The organism is Paenibacillus sp. 23TSA30-6 (genome assembly GCF_014858585.1).
Classification (GTDB): Bacteria; Bacillota; Bacilli; order Paenibacillales; family Paenibacillaceae; genus Paenibacillus.
The window spans coordinates 96,534-117,248 of sequence record NZ_SLTL01000011.1; the positions used below are offsets into that span (position 1 = coordinate 96,534).

Annotated in this window: 17 protein-coding genes and 2 pseudogenes; 2 read left to right on the forward strand and 17 right to left on the reverse strand. The window is 47.4% G+C overall.

Going from position 1 to position 20,715, the window contains the following annotated elements; all coding sequences use genetic code 11:
- Positions 1–114: 114 nt before the first annotated feature.
- Complete coding sequence (locus tag E0698_RS12505; protein WP_192511770.1) at positions 115–1,401, reverse strand: Gfo/Idh/MocA family protein; 1,287 nt, start codon at positions 1,399–1,401, stop codon at positions 115–117.
- A gap of 137 nt (positions 1,402–1,538) precedes the next feature.
- On the opposite strand from E0698_RS12505, the gene E0698_RS12510 reads away from it, so the two are divergent.
- Positions 1,539–2,396 carry a helix-turn-helix domain-containing protein gene (locus tag E0698_RS12510; RefSeq protein ID WP_192511771.1) on the forward strand — a complete coding sequence of 286 codons (858 nt, stop codon included), beginning with the start codon at positions 1,539–1,541 and terminating at the stop codon, positions 2,394–2,396.
- Here the strand turns inward: E0698_RS12510 and E0698_RS27670 are convergent.
- The 8 genes and pseudogenes from E0698_RS27670 to E0698_RS12545 form a co-directional block, all read right to left on the reverse strand.
- Positions 2,386–2,496, reverse strand: a pseudogene (locus E0698_RS27670) (carbohydrate ABC transporter permease); the annotation flags it as partial. The gene E0698_RS12510 and the pseudogene E0698_RS27670 sit on opposite strands and share 11 nt — an antisense overlap.
- An 18-nt stretch (positions 2,497–2,514) precedes the next feature.
- Positions 2,515–3,618 carry a hypothetical protein gene (locus E0698_RS12515; protein WP_192511772.1) on the reverse strand — a complete coding sequence of 368 codons (1,104 nt, stop codon included), beginning with the start codon at positions 3,616–3,618 and terminating at the stop codon, positions 2,515–2,517.
- 301 nt (positions 3,619–3,919) lie between these two features.
- On the reverse strand, positions 3,920–4,648 hold the full coding sequence (locus tag E0698_RS27470; RefSeq protein ID WP_192511773.1) for a LytTR family transcriptional regulator DNA-binding domain-containing protein: 729 nt from the start codon (positions 4,646–4,648) through the stop codon (positions 3,920–3,922).
- 318 nt (positions 4,649–4,966) lie between these two features.
- Positions 4,967–5,113: pseudogene (locus E0698_RS12525) on the reverse strand (sugar ABC transporter permease); the annotation flags it as partial.
- A 39-nt stretch (positions 5,114–5,152) separates the two neighbouring features.
- Positions 5,153–6,451, reverse strand: coding sequence for an extracellular solute-binding protein (locus E0698_RS12530; protein WP_192511774.1), 1,299 nt, complete (start codon positions 6,449–6,451; stop codon positions 5,153–5,155).
- A gap of 241 nt (positions 6,452–6,692) precedes the next feature.
- Entirely contained in the window at positions 6,693–9,365 is a 2,673-nt protein-coding gene (gene ppdK, locus E0698_RS12535; RefSeq protein WP_192511775.1) for a pyruvate, phosphate dikinase, read from the reverse strand.
- Positions 9,366–9,635: 270 nt separating this feature from the next.
- Positions 9,636–10,193, reverse strand: coding sequence for a GNAT family N-acetyltransferase (locus tag E0698_RS12540; protein ID WP_192511776.1), 558 nt, complete (start codon positions 10,191–10,193; stop codon positions 9,636–9,638).
- Between the two features lie 119 nt (positions 10,194–10,312).
- Complete coding sequence (locus E0698_RS12545; protein WP_192511777.1) at positions 10,313–11,347, reverse strand: iron chelate uptake ABC transporter family permease subunit; 1,035 nt, start codon at positions 11,345–11,347, stop codon at positions 10,313–10,315.
- Between the two features lie 118 nt (positions 11,348–11,465).
- Between E0698_RS12545 and E0698_RS12555 the strand changes: the two genes are divergently transcribed.
- Positions 11,466–12,194: a hypothetical protein gene (locus E0698_RS12555; protein WP_238353977.1), complete on the forward strand. Its 729-nt coding sequence runs from the start codon at positions 11,466–11,468 to the stop codon at positions 12,192–12,194.
- A 70-nt stretch (positions 12,195–12,264) separates the two neighbouring features.
- Here E0698_RS12555 and E0698_RS12560 read toward each other — a convergent pair whose 3' ends face one another.
- The 8 genes from E0698_RS12560 to E0698_RS27315 form a co-directional block, all read right to left on the reverse strand.
- On the reverse strand, positions 12,265–12,720 hold the full coding sequence (locus E0698_RS12560) for a hypothetical protein (protein ID WP_192511778.1): 456 nt from the start codon (positions 12,718–12,720) through the stop codon (positions 12,265–12,267).
- A 48-nt stretch (positions 12,721–12,768) separates the two neighbouring features.
- Positions 12,769–13,752, reverse strand: a complete 984-nt coding sequence (locus E0698_RS12565; protein ID WP_149095464.1) for an ABC transporter ATP-binding protein — start codon at positions 13,750–13,752, stop codon at positions 12,769–12,771.
- Positions 13,733–14,761, reverse strand: coding sequence for an ABC transporter ATP-binding protein (locus E0698_RS12570; protein WP_192511779.1), 1,029 nt, complete (start codon positions 14,759–14,761; stop codon positions 13,733–13,735). The genes E0698_RS12565 and E0698_RS12570 overlap by 20 nt, the downstream gene beginning before the upstream one ends.
- 68 nt (positions 14,762–14,829) lie before the next feature.
- On the reverse strand, positions 14,830–15,675 hold the full coding sequence (locus tag E0698_RS12575; RefSeq protein ID WP_149095463.1) for an ABC transporter permease: 846 nt from the start codon (positions 15,673–15,675) through the stop codon (positions 14,830–14,832).
- A gap of 4 nt (positions 15,676–15,679) precedes the next feature.
- On the reverse strand, positions 15,680–16,630 hold the full coding sequence (locus tag E0698_RS12580) for an ABC transporter permease (RefSeq protein WP_192511780.1): 951 nt from the start codon (positions 16,628–16,630) through the stop codon (positions 15,680–15,682).
- Positions 16,631–16,703: 73 nt separating this feature from the next.
- On the reverse strand, positions 16,704–18,323 hold the full coding sequence (locus tag E0698_RS12585; RefSeq protein WP_192511781.1) for an ABC transporter substrate-binding protein: 1,620 nt from the start codon (positions 18,321–18,323) through the stop codon (positions 16,704–16,706).
- A 159-nt stretch (positions 18,324–18,482) separates the two neighbouring features.
- Entirely contained in the window at positions 18,483–18,845 is a 363-nt protein-coding gene (locus E0698_RS12590) for a DUF1304 domain-containing protein (protein ID WP_192511782.1), read from the reverse strand.
- A gap of 130 nt (positions 18,846–18,975) precedes the next feature.
- Positions 18,976–20,487 carry a methyl-accepting chemotaxis protein gene (locus tag E0698_RS27315; RefSeq protein WP_192511783.1) on the reverse strand — a complete coding sequence of 504 codons (1,512 nt, stop codon included), beginning with the start codon at positions 20,485–20,487 and terminating at the stop codon, positions 18,976–18,978.
- Positions 20,488–20,715: the final 228 nt, after the last annotated feature.

A 20,715-nucleotide genomic window follows, 5' to 3' on the forward strand; every position in this document is an offset into this window, starting at 1 on the left:
GCGCTATATAACAGCAATAGAAACTCTGCCGCCACTGACAGTAAAATACCAAGAAGCCCCTCTGTCCATAAGCTAAACAGGGAGCTTCTTGGTTATTTTAGTGGTTGCCAGTCTTTACAAACGCACCAGTTCCTCCACCTTCACTGGCTGGCCCGTACGGATGGAGCGATTGGCGGCAATGCCCGTTAAAATAGACCAAGCTCCATCTATATGGGAGGCTGCACGCTGAAACCGATCATCCGCCGGCTTATCAAAAATATCCCGCAGCATGACCGGATCACCACCGCCATGACCACCTACGCCTTCCTCTACCTCCACCTCATAAGGTGCTGCAAAGTGGGGATAGATCGTGATAGTTTTTTCTTTTAACGCCCCCTCGTCTGCCTTACTGCCCCCGGAATTAACGTAGGATTGCTCGGATACCCGTACCTCCATCCGCCCCTTGGTGCCGTTGAACACGATGATAAATCCCTCCCAAGGCATGTAAGCATTCAGCGAGTAGTTCATGACTGTCTTGTTCTTGTACTTCACCATGACACTAAGCGTGTCCTCAATGCTAATATTGTCGCCAAATACGCTTTGATCCCGCACATAGCCATCCTCATGCTCGGCATCCAGGTACATGCTTTTCAGGTGCTCGTTACGGTCCAGATGCAGCGCAAACGGGTCATTTTCCGCTACCTTGCTGCCGTAAGCCCGTTGATAGAACTCAGTCACACCACGCTGTTCCGCATTTTCCCGGCCATAAAATTTCAGATCGCCCATCGCATATACCGTCTCCGGCTTCGAGCCGAGCCAAAAGTTCATCAGATCAAAATGATGCGTCGATTTATGCACCAACAGACCGCCACTGTTGCGCTTATCCCGGTGCCAGCGACGGAAATAATCCGCGCCATGCTGCGTATTCAGCAGCCATTCAAAGTTGACGGACAGCACCTCACCCAACGTCCCGTCCAGGATCACCTCGCGTATTTTCGTATTATGGGGCGCATAACGATAATTAAAGGTGACACGCAGCTTCTGTCCTGTGCGATCTATGGCATTCAAAATGTCTTGACATTTGTCCTCATCCACCGTCATCGGCTTCTCGGAAATAACATCACAGCCCAATTCCATCGCCCGGATAATATACTGATGATGCACACGGTCGATGGTCGTGACGATCACGATATCGGGCTTCGTTTCCGCGATCATCCGTTCAAATTCATGAGCTTTATAGGTCGGAATCGGTTCGTGCTCATATTTCTCCTGCAACAGCCGATTGGCATAGTCCATTCTCGTCTGATTGACGTCACAGAACGCGATCAGCTCCGAGGTATCCTTGAAAACGGTAACAACTTCACCGTAAAAAAATTCGGCTCTTCCTCCAGTACCTACAAGTGCATATTTGATTTTAGCCAATTGGCACACACCCTTTGCATGAATTACTTTTATTTTATAGTATAAGAAAGAGCGAATTCTTCGCATTTATTGTGAATTTGTCCTTAAAGTATACATATATTATCCATTTGAATTTTCTCGTAAAGGAGACCGTTGATGTGATCGCCACACCCCGTTTTGCCATCGAGCAAGCGCTACGGACAGAGCCGTTCAGCATGTCCGCTGACCATGTTCACCAAGCACATGAAATCTATTATCTACTGGCAGGAGAGCGCTACTATTACATTAATCAGCGGGTATATGCGCTACAGAAGGGCGATCTGATCTGGATCAGCAAACACGATTTCCACCGTACGAGTAACAAGGGCAACGGCAGTCATGAACGGATTTTGATCAACTTTGATGAGCAATTTGCCGCCACATTACTAAACACTGTCCCTTACGGCGATCAGAAGCAGCCCCTCCTGCCGGAGAAAAGCTTTCTGCTTCGCCCTTCGGCGGAGGAACAGCGCGAGCTGGAGCATCTGTTCCAGCAAATGCTGGATGAGTACCACCAAGACCATATCTACCGCCATATGTACCTCCAAAGCTTGCTGCTCCAACTGCTTATTCGAATCGGACGCATACAATCGGCCACCCCCGACACCATTGCGCCTGAACGCAGCGGGAAGCAGCAGCGAGTGTATGCGGTCATCGAATATCTGCATGTACACTATGCGGAGAAGCTGACTCTGGATCAACTGGCAAGGCATTTTTATATCAGCAGTACGTATTTGTGCCGGATTTTCAAGCAGACCACAGGCTTTACCTTAATAGAGTATCTTCAGGATGTCCGGGTCCAGCAAGCTCGGGCGTATCTGAGAGAAACGAGCTGGAAAGTGACCGCCATTGCTGAAAAAACAGGCTTTGACAGCATTGCCCACTTTGGCCGTGTGTTCAAGCAATGCACCGGGTATACCCCGTTACAGTATCGAAAAGAACAGAAAAAGGAGCAGGGAAACGCCCCTACCCCTTGATACCCGTCAAGGTAATGCCTTCGATAATTTGTTTTTGAGCAATTATATAGACGAGCAGCACCGGAACCGTGAATTTCTCTGGTGTATTGAGATAGATAAGCAGTAGGTTATTTTCGCTTTAAGAAATTTTTTGTAGCTTGGTAAGCGAATAAGTGCGGCCACCGTCTGAAGTATAATGATAATTAAATGGACTTAAGAACTCACAAACTTGGAATGTGTCCAAATTAATAACGATGTAATTAGGACCATACGAAAAATCGGTATGCTCTGTTCCAAAGGTTCTCGGAGTTTTAAGACCAGAAAGATCGAAGTAATCCATAATGTGCGTTACATCTCCCTCTACATTACGATAATAGCTGTTCATATAGAGCCATGATCCCTTACTGATATCAATCAGTAATGCATTTGGAGCGGAATATGGTACACTACTGGAGAATGACCCCAAATATACCCCCTTTACTTCAGCTACTGACATGCTCATATCTCTAGCGGAATACCCATTCGGGGTATACCATGTTTCGGAATTTTCCCATTTGAGTCCTGTCAAGATATTATCTCCGTTACTGCGGATTGTTGAAAGATTATAATACAAGACGACTCTGGAAAGGTCCGCTGTACAATTGATAATGGAAGAAGCACCCGATGGATTTGAAGCATTCCACATCAATTTATAGTTACCTCTTTCTTCACCTGTTGCAGAACCAATTACAATCGCATATTTCCCTGCTGGGATATTAATGTATGAGTGACTTCCGTTTGCTTTAACACCCCATCCAGTAGAACTGCCTAACGAGCCGTTGGCATTGACATTGTACAGAATAGCCAACAAATTTGAATTGCTGGAATCCAGCTTTAGGAATGAAAGCTGCTTTGCAGTGAGAGAAACCCCATAACTATCAAATGATTCACTGAGAGTGCCATCTCCTACAAATACAGGTTCGGAGATACCCCATGCGCTTTGCGGTTTAACGATTCTGCTCTGGGTAGAATCTGTGGAAATCTTTTTCGCTTCGTTCGGAGATATTTCATCTAGATTATCAAATTTTTGAGTATCCATTGCAGAATACGGTATCGAGGGCATGGATTGAATTTCTGCATTCTTCGCCTCTTCCTTAGCCACTTGCGGTGTTGTTTCACTTGCCGCGAAAGAGGGAACTACTAAAACACCGTACATGAGCAGTACTGCCAAAATATAACTAACGCTTTTTTTGACAAATTTCATATTGTACTCCTTTCACGATTTAGATACTTTATTTTTCAAAATTGCCGCCATATAAGCATCGTTCTGGGCAAGCCACGAAGCATGATAATCTCTAAGATGCATAACGTAAAAGTCTATTTCACTCGCATTCTCCTTTCGTAGTTTTGAATATGAGTCAATCGTTTCTTCTGTTGTGTCTAGATTATCAAACAGTACAGAAGAAATTTCAATGGACTGGCGTAGATAGTATGTTGATGACGTAAGCAGCATGAAATACGAGTAAATTTCCGTTTTACAAGAAGGCATACTGTATTCATAATATTCACTGCAATACATCATCTGAGTATGCCTCAAGCAGGTTATTAATATAATTTCTGCTCACGGGAAGATTGGTAATCTCATGACCATTGAAAATATCGACGGAATATGGATAAGTTATTTTTACTCTGTAGATTTTAGATTTTGCAATCACATATGACCTATGTATCTGGATAAAATTCTCACAGCCTAATAACTGCATCACTTTATTTAATGTTCCTCTAAGATAGATTTCCTCTTTTGTTGTATGATAGATTATTGTATGATTATTCACTTCCACAAAAACTAAATCACTTTGACGAACACAATTTATCGTGGACTCTGCTATGATAGTAAACACTCGTTCCGGTTTTTTTTGCTTCACTACTCTATCCAAAAATAGCGAAAGTCGCTTCTCGTCAATAGGTTTTTTCAAGAAGCCCATTGCTTCAACTAAATATCCGTCAATAGCACGAGCAGAATCAACGGTAACAAAAATGATAGGTACCCGATTCCCCATTTTCCGGATATGCTTTGCTGTAGTCATCCCATCAATATCTTCTTCACTACTTAGCGAAATATCGAGCAATACTACGTCTATATCTATGTGAGCGTTAAGATATTGAATTAATTTCTGGGACGAATAAAAATCAGCACATTGCAACTCTATATTTTTATTTAAAGCCCACTGAGATATAGACGCTTTTAACGCATCGCGCCAATAACATTCGTCTTCACAAATTACGACTTTCACGGCATACCACTTCCTTCATTTGTACAGTTAAGATACAAGTGTTGAAAATCCACGGTCGGTGGCTACAGCCTGCGGTGCTTTGACACCTCAAAATAGGATTTTGAAGTACCTTGTAGAATTGTTACATTTAAGGAATTCAGAGCGCCTCGATGAAGCTTTTGTCGCCTCGACAACAACTTCTACATGGACGACTCGAATTCCTTGCTTGTTTTTAAGGCAAAATTCCGACTTTTTAAGAGGTAACTAATCAGAACCTGGAAAACAGATTTTAGCAAAAGCATACGCCGTCATAAACGCGCTAATCAGCATTGCTGTCACAACGATCACCGTAATGCCAAAGCCATCCCAATTCACAAAGCTTAAATAGAACGCATACAGCAGCGGCAATAGCGAAAAACATAACAGACCCAGAAACTGGGGGCTAATGAATAGGTAGCCCCACAGCGCTTGATGCTTTTTCTGCATCTTGTCACCTTCCTCCCCGGATGCAATCCCATCCGACGCTTATTTGACCGCCTTGGATATGATCTGATTCAGCTTCTCAATCGTTGCCACGGCATCCTGCTTACCCAGGAACATCAGGTCAATCGTCTCCGTGATATCCGAGTTTAATCCCGGTATCTGAGCATCATAGGCCAGTGCAGAGCCGTGGGCATGCCCCTTATCGCGTCCTTCGGTCAAATAGCTTGAATGCCCAATCTTCGCCGTTTTCATAATGCTCTCATCTGCGGCGGCAAGTGTACCCATGGCGTTCCCACCTTCAACCAGTCGCGCCTCCTGCCCTTTCACAGAGACATAGAATGCTGCCAGCTTCATGGCCTCTTGCAGATGCGGACTGTTTTTGTTCACGGCTACGTAAGCAACCGGAATGGCGACAGGTTCATTTTTGCCTGTATTGGAAGGCCAGTAAATATAATCAAAGTCGAGACTTTTATTTTGACTGAACAAGGGCTCCAGCCATCTTCCCGCCGCCAGCATACCGACCTGGTTAGACATAAACATTGCGTCAGCCCCTTGCCCCTTGGGAAGTGAGCCGAGATATACCGCATTTCCCTTTTTCACCATATCGTACATGAAGCCAAAGGCTTCCTTACCCTTTTCATTGTGGTCCAGCACATACTTGCCTTGTTCATCAAAAATCCGTCCGCCATTCGACCACACCCATGAATACCAGTGAGCCCACCAGTTTTCTGCGATATAGCCCTGTTTTCCGGCAGCTTTCAGCTTCGATGTGACTTCCTCAAAGGCGTCCCAGTTCCATTTGCCCTCGTCATAATATTCCTGCGGTGTCTTCACACTGGCATCCTTAAAGACCTTTTTGTTGTAATACATCACCATGGGATTCGAGTCAGGAGTGACCCCGTAAATTTCCCCATCGCGTTTGGCTGGACCCCACAATCCCTCCGGAAAATCTTCGGCCTTCACATCACTGGCATCACTTTTTAAAAATTCACCCAACGGCTGCACCTGCTTCGCTCCAATCAAACGTGCAATCGTTGGCTCATACGAATAAAACACGTCCGGCCCGCGGCTTCCCTGAAGCTGTGTCAGCAGCTTTTGCTCATACTGATCTCCTGGTACAGGCACCAGCTTGACCTCAATATTCGGGTTTTCCTTCTCAAAGGCATCGAGCGCCCGCTGGTACACCTTCACCTCAGCGGGATTACCCCAAGCTTGCATCGTGAGCCGCACCTTTTGCCCATCGGTGTTCTCCAGCTTGGGAGAGGTACTGCATGCTGCTGCAAGTAAAAACAGAACGATGAGAAAAAATCCAATTTTTATCCAGTTCATGTAATTGTCCACCTTATCCGCCTCCTGTAGCTTCGCATGGTTGTATGTCATTCTTTTATTAAAGCGCTTACAAAAATGTTCCCTATCATCATATGTAGGAGGAGGGAACACGATATCACCATTTTCATATTTATATAAATTTTTTTCTTCCCGACGAGATATGTGTATGTAAAATGTGGTGCAAAACGAACAAGGCAGCCCTTGGATCAAGGCTGCCTTAAATGTGTTATTGAAATGTAGAGACTACTTTCAGCTACATAACGGACAACGCTCCCTCAGGTTGCTCCGCTCTGACAAGCAAAGCTGCTTGGGCGGCGGCAATGCGGGCAAATGGCACCCGGTACGGTGAGCAACTGACATAGTCCAGTCCGCTGCGGTGACAAAAGAGAATAGACTCACTATCCCCGCCATGCTCACCACAGATACCTGTCTCCAGAAAAGGCTTTTTCTCCTTACCCTTGATAACAGCCCATTCGATCAATTTGCCTACGCCATCCTGATCCAACACCTGAAAAGGGTTCGTATCCAGAATATTCTTTTCCATATAGGAGCCGAGGAATTTACCTTCGGCATCATCCCGACTGTAACCAAAGGTCATTTGTGTGAGATCATTGGTTCCAAAAGAGAAAAAGTCGGCGTACTGGGCCACGCTGTCTGCCAGCAGGGCGGCTCTTGGAACCTCAATCATGGTGCCCACCCGATACTTGAACCACTTGAATTCCTCGCTAAGCACCTGAACTGCTACCTCATCAATCAGTTCCCTCATCTGCTTGAGTTCATTCGAATGACCGACCAGCGGAATCATAATCCCTGGTCTCACATCCACGCCCCTGCGCAGTGCTGCTTCCGCGGCCTTAAAGATCGCTTCAACCTGCATATCGTATATCTCCGGAAACAGAATGCCCAGCCGAACACCGCGCAATCCCAGCATAGGGTTAATCTCACGCAGGTCGTGCACCTTGGAGATGGTTCTTTTAAGACGTTGAAGCTCCTCCACATGGCCGCCGGAAAGCTCAAGCTCCCGCTGTTGCTCCTGAAGCTGCTCAAGATTCGGCAGGAACTCATGTAATGGCGGGTCCAGCAGGCGAATCGTCATCGGTAAACCGTCCATCGCACTGAACATAGCCTCAAAGTCGGATTGTTGCATTTGGAGCAGACGATTCAAATGAAGAACCCGCTCCTCCTGGTCCTCGGCCAAAATCATCGCCTGAACGATAGGCAGCCGTTGGCCCAAGAAAAACATATGCTCTGTCCGGCACAGCCCGATGCCCTCAGCTCCAAATTCCCGAGCTTTGGCGGCGTCAAGTGGCGTATCCGCATTGGTGTAGACCTTCAACGTCCGAATTTCATCCGCAATCTCCAGCAGCTTCAGCAGCTCCGGTGTAATGACTGGCTCGTTGAGCAACAAACTGCCTTGATACACCTGCCCGGAGGTCGAATCGATCGAAATATTTTCCCCTTCCTGAAAGGTCAGGGTACCGATGCTAACGCTCCGACTGTACAGGTCAATGCTCAACGCGTCGCAGCCGCAAATGCAGGGTTTACCCATGCCTCTCGCAACCACAGCGGCATGGCTGGTCATCCCACCTCGACTTGTCAGCACGCCTTCGGCGGCAATGATCCCGTGAACATCATCGGGTGAGGTCTCCACACTGACCAGGATGACTTTCTGCCCGTCCTTCGTCCAGTTCTCTGCCGTATCGGCGTCGAATACAATGCGCCCACTCGCTGCGCCGGGCGAGGCAGGCAAACCTTGGGCAATCGCAACCAGCGGTGTGGAAACATCAATGGAGCGATGCAGCAGTTGATCCATGTGGGACGGCTCAATCCGTTGGATAGCCTCTTCTTTGCTGATAATCCCTTCCTCCACCAGATCCACAGCTATTTTCACAGCCGCCTGCGCCGTTCTTTTGCCGCTCCGCGTCTGTAACAGATACAGATTTCCTTTTTCAATCGTGAATTCGATATCCTGCATATCCCGATAATGACGCTCTAACAAGGAAGCCAGCTCTTCCAGACGACCATAGACTAGTGGCTGCTCTTCCAAAAGTTGAGGAATAGGGTTAGGCGTTCTTATTCCTGCCACGACGTCCTCTCCCTGAGCATTTACCATGTACTCGCCATACAGTTCATTCATACCTGTGGAGGGATTGCGGGTGAAGAGCACCCCGGTTCCACTTTCGTTGCCGAGATTGCCAAATACCATGGCCTGAATGTTCACTGCTGTTCCTTGTTCATCTGGAATACCGTAAGCCTTCCTGTACACCTTGGCACGCATATTGTTCCAGCTGCAAAATACAGCCTCTACCGCCATTTGCAGCTGCTTATACACATCCTGTGGAAACGGCTGTCCGCTCTGCTCTGCGACAAGATCCTTATAATGTCCGATCAGTTCCTTCCATTCTTCCGCGCTAACCTCCTGGTCACTGCCACGCCCATGGGTCTGCTTGCTCTGCTCCTGAAGCTGGTCAAAATGATTGGATTCGATACCCAGCACCACTTCGCCAAACATTTGAATAAATCTGCGGTAGCAGTCGTAGGCGAAGGTTTCATTTCCCGTCTGCTCGGCCAATCCACGCACGGTTTCATCATTCAGACCCAGGTTCAGAATCGTATCCATCATACCGGGCATCGAGGTTACTGATCCTGAACGAACAGATACCAGCAAAGGCCGCTCCGTATCTCCGAATATAGCCGACTGGGCTTCCTCAACGTCGTGCAGGGCAATGACGATTTCTCCCAACAAACCCTCCGGGAGCTTGCCGCCGGAAGTAAAATAGGCTTTACACGCCTCGGTAGTCACCGTAAAGCCGGGAGGGATCGGGAGACCCAGTGTCGTCATTTCCGCGAGGTTTGCGCCTTTTCCACCTAACAGCGCTTTCATCCCTAACCTGCCTTCATTAAATGAATACACTCTTTTCAGCATTGAATTCATTCCCTCCACTTATCGAGATACATGCCTGAACTGATCTATAGGTTTACTTAAAGTTGTAACACAAAGTAAGTGGTTATTTCAATATATAATACGTAATATATATTTATTATATTTATTTATGACGTTTTAAATAGCGATAAACCTCATTTATAAAACACTTTAATTCGGGGTTAGACGTATATCGGGATAGAATGCCACGACTCAAAAAGCAAAAAGGACATCTGTTTAGACGTCCCTTTGCTCAGCTCAGATTTTATTTTTCTACATCTCTGTTAGCATCTTTTCAAAAATATTATAGCCGTTCGTTTCGCCTATATACGTATAACCGCATTGTCTGTAAAACTCGCTAAGCTTGTCATTTCCCGCAATACAGTCTAATCGGATTCGATCCTTGCCTGTGAAGTGAATGCCTTGTTCAATCCATTGCATCAGCTCACGGCCTAGCCCCTTCCCGGTGCTATCGCGATCTACAACCAAACGATGCAGGTATACTGCCGTTCCCGGCTCGGAATCCGCTTCATTTAATCCCCACAACTTACGGTCCCATGCACTGGGCTGCTGTTGCAGAATCATGGAGCCTGCCAAGGGTAGCCCCTCTGATTTTCGGAAAATGATCACTTCTCCGCGCGAAATAGCGTCTCCCAGATTATGATCATCCTTCCCTTTCAATAACCTGCCCCATTGAGTGGAACCCTTGCTGTGCAGCCATCTGGCAGTCTGTAAAATTAACTCCTGAACCTCAGCCTGATCTTCAGTACTTGCCTGAAAAGCCATTAATCCTGGTTTAACGGATGATTCGACAATAGTCATTGTTGCCATGCTGCACCTCAACTCTCTGATTTTCCTTATGTATAAAATATAGCATAAAAAAAGAGCGTCTGATGATCTAGCAGAGCACCTATGATAACAGTCCAGTGATCTGGAAAAAGTTTTCTCGTTCAAAATCTACTGCTTTCAAGCAGAGAGCTTCTTTTCCATTCTATCCACACCATAAAGATCAAAAAGGGTATGCCGATACAGGCCAGCACCGGGGTTACGGGAAACCCAACCGGCTCGTTAATTTTAGCGGAAATGACTTTGGCCAGCATTAACAGACCTCCCCCCCAAAAGACGGAGCCCAAAATGAGAAGCCGTGGACGGTTTCCTATCATACAACGCATGAAATAAGGCACAATAAGTCCTATATATCCGATGGTACCACATGCCCACACGGTAACGGCGGTCAACACAATCGCGAAGGGAATGTATAACGGACTAAGCTGCTTGGGGAAAGCAAAGACAGAGCCCGCAACGAGAATTGTAAGCACTGCAAGCCAAAACGTGAATGATCCTTCTCTTATTCCCCACCCTCCCTGAGAGATTGCCCACTCTTGCTGATTTTCTCCAAGTAGCATAATAACTCCCGACGCTGAACGAAGGACAACATCAATAATGAAACCAATCATGAATAAATGAATCCCCGCAGACCGTCCTCGAATGAAACGGATTTTATTCAATGTAAATACAATGAATCCCCCAAACACCGCTCCTGCAATACAAAGAGCCATACTACCAAAAGAGTCCATGTCCATCCCAAGTAAAAGGACAACACATAGCCCTACCATTGCCCCAGGCATAAGTCCGGTTAAGGTTGGTGATGCAAACCGATTAGCTGTTCGTAATTGTAAAAGAGTTCCTGAAACGGCCAGACATCCTCCAAGCAACAACATATCCAATGCAAATGGCATACGAATATGGTATACAACTTCCACAAATGTGGGATTGGGATTTGAAGAAAAAAACACTTCCAATATCTCTGCATAGCTGATAGGAAATATACCTGTGATTAGCGACAGAAACAAACCAAGGATCAATAAAGCAAATCCTGTAACCAAGGTCAAAACAATTCTTTGTGGACGTGGTGGAGCTGCATTCGGTTCGCCAGCAATCGTCCCACCTCCACATTCACCCACATGTATTTCTTGTTCACTCATCAGATTTAAAAGATCCCCTTTCCTCATTTACCATAAAATATGAATGCTACTATACTCTTATCGGTCATTTATGGTGAAAAATGTAACCTTTCTAATCATATCAACCGATGATATCCGTATGAGAAATGATGGAAAGGTTGTGAATGAGGTGCCAAGCCGTAATCCATATCTCCTCAAAAGGTTATTTGGCATAAACAAAGAACGTATACTCATCTTCGCACTGCTGCTGATCCCGGCTATCGCTGCCTTTATTGGAACACGGCCTATGCCTGCACAGTATATTTTGCAGGGAGAAATGCATCCGGTCAAAGATCTTGGCGTTCAAGGAAGCGTGTTTTTTGCAGTGTATATTTATGCAAATGATTTTTATTACGATCATCTATACGAGCTGGAGCAAAAATTTACAGTTTTTAGCTTTGTTCTGTACTACATGTGTTTTGTAACCTATCTGATCTGGCTAGTTCAAGTACATAAAGCCATCCGGCAAAAGCATTCCGATTATCCGATTCGTACCGTTGGAGCTATGGCTCGCATGATTCCTTTTATTAACTTGTGGGGATTCTCCAATACATTCACCCATATTTATAGGTACTTTGCGCTCCACCCCGAATTGGAGCGCAAAGCTCGTTATATTCAAAAGATGATTGTTCCGCTATATTTTGTCTGGTTTGGTGAAGGGATTATTAACCGAATTCTTATCCGACATTTTTCCCATATGGAATCGATGTCCATGTTGTTGGGAGCCATTATGCAAACTTCCAGAACGGCCTTCTTTTACTGCATGACACGGGTCATTCACAATAGTCTGGTCATGCTGTATAAAAAAGATGAAGAAGGATTGCATTAAAAAAACGAGCTGGCCTCCCCGGTCAGCTCGTTTCAATTTCTGGTAAAGTGTGTTACTCCATACCCAGGATTTAATTCGCCTGTGAAGCAGGCACAATTCGGTACAATCCCGCAGCATCTCCAGTCGCGGGCCGATCTTCCTGTATGACCCAGCCTAACGACAGCACCTGCTCCAGCCGAGCATACTCAACCTTCGTCAGCTCGGATGTAACGGCTTCGCTTCCTTCCTCCAGTGACAGCTCAGGCTCCCGCCCAAACGCAGCAGCAATCCATGAACGGACGCCCCGTATCGTGTTGTACTTGATCTGATATCCGTCTGTTACCGCGCTGACAAACACCTCCGGCTCTTTAGTCGCCAACCCGGTGGCAAGCTCCGCATAATCAAAATCGGACTGTCCGTCCGACGGCAGTTCATTGTGCTGCACCCGACGGATTAGCTCCTCATCAGACCAGCCTAATGCGCGTAAAGATTCCAGCATGAGCGCGTCCCATTGGGAAATACGTACTCTTTTCGTCGATTCAGCCATCATTTTGTGCCTCCTTATTGATCACGTACATCGTACACCAACCTTAACCTAACGGTTAACCGGATACGCTACATAATGGCCGGGACTGATTTCACGCAGCTCAGTGGCACTCTCACCATTTTTGTCCCATGCCAAAGAACCGTCTGGTTGGGCAAAACTCGCCCCTAAATCGTCCCGCCCTCCGGCTGCTCTCGGATCAGGCACCGGGATAGAGGACAGCAACGACTGTGTATACGGATGGGCTGGCTGCTCATACAGCTCATCCGCGTCGGCTACCTCCACCAATCTTCCATGATACATCACACCAATCCGGTCTGAAATATGCCGCACCATCGACAAATCATGGGCAATGAACAGATACGTCAGCCCGAATTCCTGCTGGAGATCCTCCAGCGTATTAATCACCTGCGCCTGAATGGACACATCCAGTGCCGAAATCGGCTCGTCACAGACAATGAACTCCGGATTCACAGATAAGGCACGCGCGATAGATATCCGTTGGCGCTGCCCGCCGCTGAACTCATGCGAGTAGCGGTACAAATGCTCCCGCTTCAGCCCGACCTTTTCAAGTAAAGCCACGACGGCATCCTTACGCTCACTGCCCTGATGCAATCTGTGAATGTCCATCGGCTCGCCAATCAGATCAAGCACATTCATACCGGGGTTAAGCGAGGAATACGGGTCCTGAAAAATGCTCTGAATGCGCCGACGCAGTGGTTTGAGCTGCTTGTCGTTCAGTTTGGAAATATCCTGACCGTCAAAGCGCACCGTGCCTTCCGTATAATCGTATAGCCGCGTCAGGCAGCGTCCAACCGTCGATTTGCCGCTGCCCGACTCGCCGACCAATCCGAACGTCTCACCACGCTTGATCTGGAAGCTCACGCCGTCAACCGCCTTGAGTACCTCGGAGCTGCGTCCCAACAGATCCTTGGCTGTTACAAAATGCTTCTTAAGCTGGTGTACCTCCACCAAGGGATGACTTTCGCCCAATACATTACTCGCTTCACTCACGTTAAACCCTCCCTTCCGCATGACCCGCTTCGGGCGTCTCGTAGACTCCGGCAGGCACAGCGTCCGGCTCGTTCAGCCAGCAGGCCGCCCGTTGATCCGGGCGAAGCTCCACCATCGGCGGCCGCTCTACACAGCGGGCAAAGGCGTGCGGGCACCGTTCCATGAACGGACAGCCGGACGGCGGGTCCAGCAAATCCGGCGGCGTGCCCTCAATCGGCACCAGCCGCTCGCGGAAGCCGTTCGTGCGCTGCGGCACAGAGCGCAGCAGGCCCTGCGTATACGGGTGGGCCGGACGATAGAAGATATCGTCCACGCGACCCTCCTCCATCACCATGCCGCCGTACATCACGATGACACGGCTGCACACCTGGGCGACGACGCCCAGATCATGAGTGATCAGGGCAATCGCCATGTCGGATTGCTGCTTCAACGTCTTGAGCAGCTCCAGAATTTGCGCCTGGATCGTCACGTCCAGCGCCGTGGTCGGCTCGTCAGCAATCAGCAGCTCCGGGCTGCACGAGAGCGCCATCGCGATCATTACCCGCTGACGCATCCCCCCGCTGAATTGATGCGGGTATTGGTTCATCCGGCGTTCCGGCTCGGTAATCCCCACCTGTCGCAGCAGCTCCACAGCAGCTTTCGTGGCCGCTTCCTTGCTCAGTCCCCGGTGTCTGCGAATCACCTCGACCAGATGATAGCCGACCTTCTTGACCGGGTTCAACGAGGTCATCGGGTCCTGAAAGACCATCGCAATCTGGTTCCCGCGTATTTTACGCCATTGCTTTTCCGTTAGAGCCGTCAGACTTTCTCCCCGGTAACGAATGTCGCCATTCAGCCGTTTGCCCGGCGGGGCAATCATGGACATGATCGCTTTAGCTGTAACGCTTTTACCGCTACCGGATTCTCCTACGATTCCTACCGTTTCTCCAGCATCAATATGAAAGCTAACCCCTCGAACCGCCTGATTCTCCCCTTCACGAGTGAAAAAGGAAACCTCCAGCTGTTCGACGGACAGCAGATGTTCAGTCATTGTGGTGTTGTCGCTCCTTTCTGTCGCTCCTGGAGCCATTGGTAATGGTTCTTGTAGCTGGTTGCGAATCATCGTTTCACCAGCTTGGGTTCAAAGCCTACACGCAGCACGTCCCCCAAGACATTAAAGCTCAGCACGGTCAGTAAAATAAGCAGCCCAGGGAATAAGGCCATATATGGAGCCTGTGCAATATACCCTTGAGCATTATTCAGCATACTTCCCCATGTCGCGTTCGGCAGTTGCACACCAAAGCCGAGGAAGCTCAGTGAAGATTCCATCATAATCGCCGAAGCGATATTGTTCGTCGCCCCCACGATAATTACCGGAATCAGGTTCGGGACGATATGCTTCAGGATGATCCCGAATGTGCTTTGTCCCGAAGCTTTGGCATACAGCACATATTCCCGTTCCCGCAGCGTCATCGTCTCTGCCCGAACCACCCGGGCAATGTTCATCCACATGAGCAAGGCGATAATGACAATGATATTGCCGACGCCCGGCTTCAAAAACACACTCAGCAGCAATATAACCAAGAAAGACGGAATCGACATGATCAGCTCCAAAACCCGCATAAGCAGATTGTCGATCCATCCTCCAAAATATCCGCTCACAATACCTACCACTGCACCAATACTGGTCGCAATAATCATGGACGCGAAGCCTACCAACAATGATACACGTCCGCCGTACAGTGCTCTTGTAAAATAGTCCCGCCCATAATCATCCGTCCCAAACCAGTGTGCCGCTCCCGGTGGTTGGAGACGCTCCAGCACGTTCAATTTATTCGGGTCCTGCGGCGATAAAAATGCGAAAATCGCCCCCAGCGAGAATACGATCAATAGTATGAGGGCGACGGCGCCCATTTTGCTCGTCATCAGCTCGATTCCGATGTTGCGCCATTTGCTCCGATTCATGAATTCACCTCGTTGATTTAATTCTCGGGTCCGCAATGCTGTACAAGATATCTGCAAGCAGATTACCCAGGATCAGCAGCAGAGCGGAAAATAAAGTAATCCCCATGATGACGGGATAATCCATCCCTTTCACCGCCGTCATGCCCAGCGAGCCAATGCCCGGCCAGGAAAATACCGTCTCCGTCACAATGGCTCCAGCCACCAGGTCCGCAACCGACATTCCGAGCAGCGTAATGATGGGCAGCAGCACATGCTTGAGCACATGTCGAAACAAAACCAGTCTTTTTCCAGACCCGAACGCGTATTGAATCTGCACATACTCTTCCTTGAGCTGTGTAATCGTGCTGGAACGGATGTACCTCACATACACAGACAGAAAGCCGAAGGCCAGTACAAAACATGGTAAAATTCCATGCTTGATAACATCCAGCGCCGAGTCCGTTCCAATGGTACGCATCCCCGTACTTGGAAGCCAATGCAGATAAATAGCAAACAAATAAATAAGTAAAATGCCAAGCCAAAACAACGGCACAGAAATCCCGATGTATGACATCAGGTTAATCAGCTTGTCGATCAAGCGGTTCCGATTGGCGGCAGCCGTCAAGCCGAGTGGAATCGCAATCAGCACAGCCAGTACAATGGATGCACCCATTAATCCGGCGGTAGCCGGGAGGCGATCCAGAATCTGATCCAGTACCGGCTGGTGATTAATGAGCGAATAGCCCAGATCACCCGTCAGGCTTTTTTTGAGCCACAACATGTACTGCACATAAGCAGGCTGATCCAGCCCCAAGCTATGCCTCATTCGTTCAATATCTTCCAGATGCATATTCGGTGTAACAAAAGAGAGAACCGGATCACCTGGAGCCAGCTTGATCAAGCCGAAGCAGACGATGGATACAAAAAATAGCATCGGTATAACTTGCAGCAATCTTCTGGCGATGAGTTGTCTCATACGTTTCTCTTCCCCTTGCTGTTCTCGAAAAAAATAAGCTGGTTCTCCCAGCTTATTTTTTGAAAACCCTGTCTTATTTGTGATAAATTTTGGACAAATCTTCGAAAATTACGACCGGTTTCAGCACAGCCTGATCAATACCGCCATACTGCTTGTCGAACGCCACTATCGTTTTGGTATAAGCAATCGGGTAGATGACGGCATCATCAGCCAAAAGCTCCTGTACCTTTTTATAGATTTCTCCACGTTTGGTCGTATCCGACTCTCCCGCGCCCTCTTCCAGCAGCTTATCCACTTCCTTGTTGGAATAATGCGAATAGTTGGAGGAAGATCCGGTGTTGTACAAAATACGGTACGCGTCCGGGTCATAACCCATGATATAGCCGCTGATCGCCAGATCGAAGTCCTTGGCATTCGTATCGACGAATTTTTGCGACCAAGCCGAGGAATCCATGCTGTTTACATCCAACTGCACGCCGATATCCTTGAACTTCTGTTGAATGTACAGCGCTTGTGCCTCTTGTACCTTATTACCGCCCGGAATAATAATGCGCAGTTTCAGTCCTTCAGCTCCAGCCGATTTCAGCAGTTCTTTCGCCTTGTTCACATCATTATTAAAAAATGGAACATCGTTCGTGTGATACAACACGTCTTGTGTCAGTGCAGACTTCGCAGTATCCGCATAATCCTTGGAGCCATAAGATACTTGAATCAACTCATCCTGATTCAGCGCATAAGAGAGCGCCTGACGCACTTCTTTTTTGTTCAACTGCTTCGTGTCGCTGTTCTCATTAAACATCAGATAAGCCAAGCGGCCTTCGCTGTATGGGAAAATGTCGAACTTCCCGGTTGCTTTAATCGTCTCCACATTTTGCGGGTCTACATAGTTAACATTGATTTCGCCATTCTGGAGCGCCAAATTCGCAGCATTCGAATCCTTCACAATTCGATACGTTACAGAGTCCAGATGCGGCTTGCCGCCAAAATAGTTATCGAACCGTTCCAGCGAAACGTACTCGCCGGTTTTGTATTCCTTGAATTTGAAAGGGCCCGATCCGACAGGAGTGTTGTTTTTAGTGCTTTTCTCAATATCCGCTTCGTTCTCGAAAATATGCTTTGGAATCGGGGATACCTGTACCAGTGCCGCCTCAAAAGCAGGAGCTGCCTGCGGAAGCTTGAAATCCACCGTGGTATCATCAACCTTGCTCACCTGAACCGGCTTGCCGTTGATCATGAAGTTACTTCTCAAAAAGCTGTGCTGCTTCTCGTCCAAAATTTTATTGATCGTGAACACAACATCGTCAGCCGTCAGCTTTTGACCATCATGCCAGGTCAGATTCTTTTTCAGCTTCAGCGTGTACGTCAGCTTGTCTGCCGAAGGAGACAGGCTATCTGCCAGATAGAATGTCTTCTTGCCGTTGTTCACCTGAAACAAAGGTGCGAATATCGCCTGATCTATCGTCAGACTCACCCGGTCACCCGCATAGTTCGGGTTCAGCACCACCGGATCGGCTTGTACACCGATGATCAGGCTGCCGCCTTCCTTTGGCTGCCCGTTATCAGCTGTTGTAGCATTTGTATTCGCTGCACTATCATTTGTCGCAGACGAAGAACCGGAATTCCCGCCAGAGCAAGCACTTACCACCAACATTAATATGATCAATACAAATACACCAGTCCAATTACGACGCATGTCTCTAGCCTCCGAGTTCTCTAAGTGTGTAATAAAAAATATTATAAATCGGAATAATCGGATTTACAATCAATTAAAAACTACCTATTCCCCTTTTCATTAGAAGTTCAGACATTATGTGATCGAAATTAGCAAAAAAACACCCGATCAGGGTGTCTTTTAGAAGACCAGCAAACTGATTAATGCCAGCAACGCAGGTAAACCTTGTTTCAGTAAAATGGATTTATTGGCCGTCAATGCACCATAAATCGCAGCCACCAGAACACAAATCACAAAGAACAGTTGAATCTGTTGCCCTACCGCAGTATCCGGGTACAGCAGCCCCCATACCAGCCCGGCAGCCAGAAACCCGTTGTACAGCCCTTGATTCGCAGCTAGTGGCTTGGTCACTCCCGCCAGCTCCTTGGAGGTGCCGAACGTGCGAATCGCCCGTGGAGTCGTCCACAAAAACATTTCCAATATTAAAATATACACATGCTCCAGAGCAACAATCCCAACCAATATTGAACTGATCAAGCTCAAGTATATTCCTCTTTTCCACACAAGTTATGATGAGGTAACTTTTTAAATCTATCTCCGAAAAGTATAATGGTTCTTCCAAAAGCAGTAAAGAGGCCGAGCCTAATGCCCGACCTTATTCCTGCATAAACCCTTACATCGTTCTCGCAAAATCAAGCAATGCTTTGGACATGCTGTTAATCTCGTCCGTAGATGCATTCACCTGCTGCGTGAGCGCAGCCTGTGTCTGCGTCAACGTAGACATGTTGCCGATGTTATGCAAAATCCGCTCGATGAGCGTCTTCATTTCGTCCAGACTGGTCTCAATATTTCCGGTCGCATCGGCGCTGTGAATGGCAAGCTTCCTTACTTCATCCGCAACTACAGCAAAACCGCGTCCCTGTTCACCCGCACGGGATGCCTCGATCGCCGCATTCAGCCCAAGCAGATTCGTTTGATTGGCAATCTCTTTGATGAAGTTGGAAATGTTTTGTGTCTCTTCCGCGCTATCTTTGGCCTGATTAGCCGCCTCAGTCGATTGCTCTTGAGCCGTAGCCAACTCCTGCGCCTGATTACTAACCGAGTTTACACCATTCACCATTTCCGTAATGGAATCAGAGAGATGTTGTATTTTGAGCGTGAGCTCGTCCGCAACAGACTGCTTTTGTTTTTCCATCGTTACATCACGGATAGTACCTGCCATGCGAATTGGCACTCCCTTACTGTCACGTATGCTTCCACCACTATTATAATACCAGCGGTATTCGCCATTTTTATTCTGCAAGCGGCAAGTTACTTCATAGGGAGTGCGATCTGAAAAATCATTCAAATGGTCGTTCAACGCTTTAAACGCTATTTCAACGTCATCTGGATGCAAGCGTGAACTCCAACTGCTAAGCGCACTCGGAAAGTCTTTCTCATCACTAAAGCCCAGCGTTTTGCGAAATTGCGGTGACCACCAAAATTCACTATTTGGATTTTCTACATCTCCGTCAACCAGAATGATGTCGTATGGAGCTTCGATTAATACACGGTTAACAAGGTCATACCTTGTAACCATGGCCTCCAACTCCTCGGACTTGATCTTCTGATCGTGCACATCCAGCAAAGCACCGGCAATCCGAAGCGGTACTCCCTGATGGTCGCGAATCGTTGTTCCAGTCGCACGGAACCAACGGTATTCGCCATGCTTCAGCTTTAGGCGATACTGAATGTCATAAGGAGTTTTTCCGGTATGATCCAGCAAATGATCCGCCAACGCTGCCAATACCCAGTCATAATCCTCCGGATGTAACCGGGATGCCCAGCTATCCAATACATTTGGGAAATCTTTTTCGCTCTGATACCCCAACATGGAACGGAATTCATCTGTCCATGTGAACGTATTACTTGGATTGACGGGATCACCTGCAATGACCTCCATATCCCATAAGCCGACTTCAATCGCCTTGGTGACGAGTTTCAGACGAATGTCGGTGTTTCGAGCTTCGTTTTTGATGGATTCAAGCGCTTGGTTTACATTGTTTGCGATTTCTTGAACCTCGGTAGATGCAGAGGATAGTTGTATTGCGGCAGAGTAGTCTTTCTGCTGTATTTTTTGCGACAATTTGCGGCTTTCTTCCACTAAAGGAGCAAGTGATTGAGCCTCGTTTTTTTTGAAAAACATGATATGATCTTCCCTTCTGGACCAATGTTTGAAACGGTATATTTTATATCGGAATATTATCAATAATCATTATAAATAAAAATGAAATTAATTAGGTAAAAAGAACCATTTTTAAAGACCATATGCCCAAATATCCATAGATAAAATATCGAAAAAGGTCGAAAAAGGGAGAAACCTCACAGGTCTGGAAACGAAAAGAACACCCTCGCACTTACTCTGCAAGAGTGT